Annotated in this window: 5 protein-coding genes, 1 pseudogene and 1 riboswitch; of the genes and pseudogenes, 3 read left to right on the forward strand and 3 right to left on the reverse strand. The window is 69.9% G+C overall.

What is annotated here, in order from left to right:
- The 3 genes and pseudogenes from G6020_RS16920 to G6020_RS05055 all read right to left on the reverse strand — a co-directional run.
- Window positions 1-128: pseudogene (locus G6020_RS16920) on the reverse strand (MFS transporter); the annotation flags it as partial.
- Window positions 129-223: 95 nt separating this feature from the next.
- Window positions 224-1,096, reverse strand: coding sequence for a bile acid:sodium symporter (locus G6020_RS05050; protein ID WP_182609869.1), 873 nt, complete (start codon window positions 1,094-1,096; stop codon window positions 224-226).
- 79 nt (window positions 1,097-1,175) lie between these two features.
- Window positions 1,176-2,393 (reverse strand): NADP-dependent isocitrate dehydrogenase, encoded by a 1,218-nt coding sequence (locus G6020_RS05055; RefSeq protein ID WP_182609870.1) that lies wholly within the window; start codon window positions 2,391-2,393, stop codon window positions 1,176-1,178.
- Window positions 2,394-2,550: 157 nt separating this feature from the next.
- A riboswitch (SAM riboswitch) is annotated at window positions 2,551-2,666 on the forward strand.
- A 52-nt stretch (window positions 2,667-2,718) separates the two neighbouring features.
- Between G6020_RS05055 and G6020_RS05060 the strand changes: the two genes are divergently transcribed.
- From G6020_RS05060 to G6020_RS05070, 3 genes are all read left to right on the forward strand, one after another.
- Window positions 2,719-4,053, forward strand: a complete 1,335-nt coding sequence (locus G6020_RS05060; protein WP_182609871.1) for a PLP-dependent transferase — start codon at window positions 2,719-2,721, stop codon at window positions 4,051-4,053.
- Window positions 4,054-4,064: 11 nt separating this feature from the next.
- Window positions 4,065-5,234, forward strand: coding sequence for a homoserine O-acetyltransferase (locus tag G6020_RS05065; protein ID WP_179524717.1), 1,170 nt, complete (start codon window positions 4,065-4,067; stop codon window positions 5,232-5,234).
- Window positions 5,231-5,626: hypothetical protein (locus G6020_RS05070; RefSeq protein WP_182609872.1), on the forward strand; the 396-nt coding region annotated here is incomplete at its 3' end. The genes G6020_RS05065 and G6020_RS05070, both read left to right, overlap by 4 nt.

The raw sequence follows: 5,626 nt of genomic DNA on the forward strand, positions 1-5,626 counted from the left end.
ACCTGTCCCGCCTGCGGTTCGGTGAGGCCGAAGTCGTCAGCGATCGACCTCAACAGCCCCATCGCCGCGAACTCGGTGACGCCGATGCCGAACCCACCCAGTGCGAGCGCGAGGATCGCGAACGCCACGCGGCGGGGGGTGGGCGCGGCGACGGTGGCGGGGCTCGTGGTCACCGGAGCAGGCTACGCCCGCGCCCGCGCGGGCCCGCCTTGCCCAGGCCCGATCAGGGGGCGGTGCGCATGAGACGCCGACCGCCGTAGACCACCAGGAACGCGGTGACGTACATGACGATGCTGTAGACGGCGGCGGCGAGCCCCACCTCCTCGTCGCCGATCACGGTGAAGGCGATGAGCAGGGTCAGGGTGGTGTTCTTGATGCCGAACTCGACCGCGATCGCGATCTGCTCGGAGCGGCGCAGACGGCACACCCAGGCGAGTAGCCCGCCCAGAACGATCAGCGCGAGGTTCAGCACGACGACCGCGGGCCCCACCGACACGACGAGGTCGACGATCCGGTCCCTCTCGCCGAGCACGATGCCCACGATGAGCAGCACCAGGACGACGAGTCCGACGATGCCCACGAAGCGCTCGATGCGGGCGGCCAGCGCGGGCTTCCTCGCCCGGAGGATCATGCCGAGCAGGACCGGGATGAGGATGACACCCAGCAGGAGCCCGAAGGTCTGGCCGAGCGGGACGGTCACCTCGGCGTCGGCGGCCCCCGGGATGACCCGAGCGCCGATACCGAACCACATCGGCAGCGTGAGGATCACGGCCACGGAGGTGAGTGCGGTGAGGATGACCGACAGTGCGACGTTGCCGCGGGCCAGGTAGGTGATGAGGTTCGACGTCGCCCCACCGGGAGTCGCCGCCACCAGGACGACTCCGAGTGCCAGCATCGGGGGGAGCCCGAACACCAGGGCCACACCCACGCCCGTCAGCGGCACCAGGACCAGCTGGCCGAACAGTCCGACGATCGTGGCCCACGGCGACCTGGCCTGGACCGCGAAGTCCTCCTTGGTCAGGCTGAGCCCGATGCCGACCATGATGATCGCCAGCGCGACGGGCAGGCCTATGTCGATCAGGGGACTCTGGTCCACGTGGTGCTCCTCGGGTGCTCGCGGGTCGGCGGACGGCGGCCCTCATGTGAGATGGACCACTGTCCGACACCGTAGCCGCTCAGGCGCGAGCCCTCCTGAGGTTCTGGTCCAGGGCGGCGAGGAAATCCTCGGTGGTGAGGTGGTCCTGGTCCTCGCCGACCAGGAGGGCGAGATCCTTGGTCATCTGGCCGCCCTCGACGGTCGAGATGACGACGTCCTCGAGTTGGTGCGCGAACTCGAGGACCTCGGGGGTGTTGTCGAGAGTGCCCCGGTGCTCGAGCCCGCGGGTCCAGGCGAAGATCGACGCGATCGGGTTGGTGGAGGTGGGCTCGCCCTGCTGGTGCCGCCGGAAGTGGCGGGTGACCGTCCCGTGCGCGGCCTCGGCCTCGCAGGTCTTCCCGTCCGGAGTGAGCAGGACCGAGGTCATCAGGCCGAGCGAGCCGAAGCCCTGGGCCACCGTGTCGGACTGCACGTCGCCGTCATAGTTCTTGCAGGCCCAGACGTACCCGCCCTCCCACTTGAGCGCGGAGGCGACCATGGCGTCGATGAGTCGGTGCTCGTAGGTCAGGTCGGCGGCGTCGAAATCCGCCTTGAACTCGCGGTCGAAGACGTCCTGGAAGATGTCCTTAAACGCGCCGTCGTAGGCCTTGAGGATCGTGTTCTTGGTGGACAGGAACACCGGGTAGTCGTGCTGCAGGCCGTAGTTGAACGAGGCGCGTGCAAAATCCGCGATCGACTCGGTGAAGTTGTACATCCCCATGACCACACCGCCGTCGTCCGGCATCTCGACGATCTCGTGCTCGATCGGCTCGGAACCGTCGGCCGGCGTGTAGGTGATGGTGACAGTGCCCGCTCCGGGCACCCTGAAGTCGGTGGCGCGGTACTGGTCGCCAAAGGCGTGCCGGCCGACGATGATCGGCTTGGTCCAGCCGGGCACCAGGCGGGGGACGGTGGAGATGATGATCGGTGCGCGGAAGATCGTCCCGCCGAGGATGTTGCGGATCGTGCCGTTCGGCGAGCGGTACATCCGCTTGAGACCGAACTCCTCCATCCTGGACTCGTCCGGGGTGATGGTGGCGCACTTGACCCCCACCCCGTGCTTCTTGATGGCGTTGGCGGCGTCCACGGTGATCTGGTCGTCCGTGGCATCACGGCTGGAGATGCCGAGGTCGTAGTACTCGAGGTCCACGTCCAGGTAGGGATGGATGAGTTCGTCCTTGATGAACTTCCAGATGATGCGGGTCATCTCGTCGCCGTCGAGCTCGACGACCGTCCCCTCCACCTTGATCCTGGACATCGGACCCTCTCTCCCCGCTCGCCCTTCTGGGGCCCGCGCCGTCGACGGTAGTGTGATGTGCGCCTCATCTTACGGATTCGTCCGGTCCCGCCAGAGACCGCTCCGCACCGTTACCCCTCGTTGCCGCCGCCGAGCGGCTTAGGCTAACCTCTCCCCAGGTCATGAGTTCCAGCGACAAGCCCCGGCTCGCTGGACGGCAACCCTCCACCGCGGTGGGGTGCCCCGGGAGACGACCTGGCCACCACCCACCCGGGTGACAGGCAAGCGCGGGTCCGCTGTCGTCAAGCGGCCGGACCCTTCTGACGAGAGGAGGGGCTCCGCCCCTATGACGTACGACAACAGCAATCCCGACTGGGCCTTCGAGACCCGCCAGATCCACGCCGGCCAGCCCGTCGACTCCGACACCGGTGCGCGCAATCTGCCGATCTACCAGACCACCTCGTACGTCTTCGCGGACGCCAAGCAGGCCGCGGACCGGTTCGCGCTCGCCGAGATGGGCCCGATCTACACCCGGATCACCAACCCCACGGTCGCCGCCGCGGAGGATCGCATCGCGTCGCTCGAGGGCGGCGTCGCCGGGCTGCTCTTCGCGTCCGGCCAGGCCGCCGAGACCGCGGTCATCCAGGCGATCGCGCAGTCCGGTGGCCACGTGGTGGCCTCCCCCCGCCTCTACGGCGGTACCGACACCCTGCTCCGGCACACGCTGCCCAAGTACGGCATCGAGACCACGTTCGTGGAGAACCCGGACGACCCCGCCTCCTGGCAGGCGGCGGTACGGCCGGACACCAAGCTGTTCTACGGCGAGTCCATCTCGAACCCGCTGAACGACATCCTCGACATCCCGGCGATCGCCGAGGTCGCGCACCGCAACCAGGTTCCGCTCGTCATCGACAACACGGTGGCCACCCCGTACCTCATCCGCCCGCTGGAGCTGGGGGCGGATGTCGTCGTCTCCTCGGCCACCAAGTACCTCGGCGGCCACGGCGCCTCCCTCGGCGGCGTCCTGGTCGACGGCGGGAAGTTCGACTGGCGCGTGCAGCGGGACGGGCAGGACGTGTTCCCGTCCTTCACCACCCCGGATCCCGCGTACCACGGTCTGGTCTACGCCGACCTCGGGGCGCCCGCCCTCGCGCTCAAGGCCCGCGTGACGCTCCTGCGCGACACCGGCGCGGCGGCCTCCCCGTTCAACGCGTGGACCCTGGTCCAGGGCATCGACACCCTGAGCCTGCGCATCGAGCGCCATGTGTCCAACGCGCAGCGGGTGGCCGAGTGGCTCGAGGCGCGCGAGGACGTGGCGGGCGTCCAGTACGCCGGCCTGGCCTCCTCGCCGTACAACGCGCTGCAGAAGACGCTGTCCCCCAAGGGTGCGGGCGCGATCGTCACGTTCGACCTCGCGGTGCCGCAGGGCACGTCCGAGGAGGACATCACGACGCGGGCGTGGACGTTCATCGACGCGCTCAAACTGCACTCGTGCCTGGTCAACATCGGCGACGTCCGGTCGCTGGTGTGCCACCCGGCCACCACCACCCATTCCCAGGGCACGCCCGAGGCCAACGCGATCGCCGGGGTCACCACGGCGACCGTCCGTCTGTCGGTGGGCATCGAGGCCGTCGACGACATCATCGGTGACCTCGAGCTCGGTTTCGCCGCGCTCTCCTGACGTCCGCCCGCATGGTCCGCCCCACCGATCCACTCGCGCTGTTGCCCCCGGGCGACGGCACCCTCGGCCGTGTCGCCATCGGCGACCTCACGCTGGTCACGGGTGTCGTCCTCCCGGGGGTGACCCTCGCGGTGCAGCGGTGGGGCCGGATCTCGGAGGACCGGTCCAACATCGTCCTGGTCGAACACGCGCTGACCGGGGACTCCCACGTGGTCGGCTCCGTGGACTCGCTCCACCCGACGCCCGGGTGGTGGAACGGACTCGTCGGGCCCGGGCTGCCGCTGGACACCGACCGCTACTGCGTGCTGTCGGTCAACGTGCTCGGCGGGTGTCGGGGGTCGACGGGCCCCAGTTCACTGCACCCCGACGGCCACTACTGGGGCGCCCGCTTCCCGGCCGTGTCCGTCCGCGACATGGTGGAGGCCGAGCGGGTCCTGGCCGACCTGCTGGGGATCGAGCGGTGGGCCGCGGTGATCGGCGGTTCCATGGGCGGGGCCAGGACCCTCGAGTGGATGGTCACCCATCCGGACCGCGTCCGGGCGGGCTGTGTCCTCGCGGTCGGGGCGCGCGCCTCCGCGGACCAGATCGGGGTGCAGACCGCGCAGATCATGGCCGTGACCTCCGACCCCCACTGGCAGCAGGGCGGGTACCACGGCACCGGCCGCACCCCCGTCGCCGGACTCGGGATCGCCCGTCGCATCGCGCACCTGTCCTACCGGGGAGAGCTGGAACTGGACGAGCGGTTCGCCAACCGTCCGCAACCCGGTGAGGACCCCCGGGGCGAGGACCTGTCGATGTCGGGGCGCTTCGCCGTGCAGTCCTACCTCGACCACCAGGCCGGCAAGCTCGTCTCCCGCTTCGACGCCTGCACCTATGTCCTGCTCACCGACGCACTCAACCGTCACGACGTGGGCCTGGGACGAGGCGGGGTCGAACAGGCCCTGCGCTCCTGTCCCGTTCCCTGTGTGATCGGCGGGGTGACCACCGACCGCCTCTATCCCCTGCGCCAGCAGGAGGAGCTCGCCGCGCTGTTGCCCGGCGCCGATCCACTGGTGGTGATCGACAGCCCGGCGGGTCACGACGGCTTCCTCACCGAGTCCGACGTGGTGGGCCCCATGCTCGCCAGGACACTCGAACTCGCCGCACAGGGATCCCCCGACCGAACCCGAGGACATGCATGACCGACCGCGATCACAGCCCCCGGCCCGCCGCCCTCGGCCTGACGGGACTGGCAGTGGGGCTCGGCATCATCGGCGTGGCCATCGGCTTCGCCACGCTGCTGGGGATCACCGCCACGGCCAGCGGCGGCGGCGACACCACCGAGTACGGGCCGATGGCGGTGACCGCCGCGTCGTCGCTGGCGCTGGGGGCGCTGCTGATCGTGGGCGCGGTGCTGCTGTGGCGCGCCCACCGTGCGGCCCGCGTCGTCATCGCGGTGGCGGTGGCGCTGCTGGTCGTGAGCTCGCTCGCGCGGATGGTGGTCGACAGCGTCACGTTCATCTCGGTGCTGGGGAGCGTGCTCTCGCTGTGCGCGCTGGTGGCGATGGGGGTGCTGCTCGCCTCGGACGGCGTC

Origin of the sequence: Dietzia sp. B19, assembly GCF_014145155.1 — a bacterium.
GTDB classification, from domain to species: Bacteria; Actinomycetota; Actinomycetes; order Mycobacteriales; family Mycobacteriaceae; genus Dietzia; species Dietzia natronolimnaea.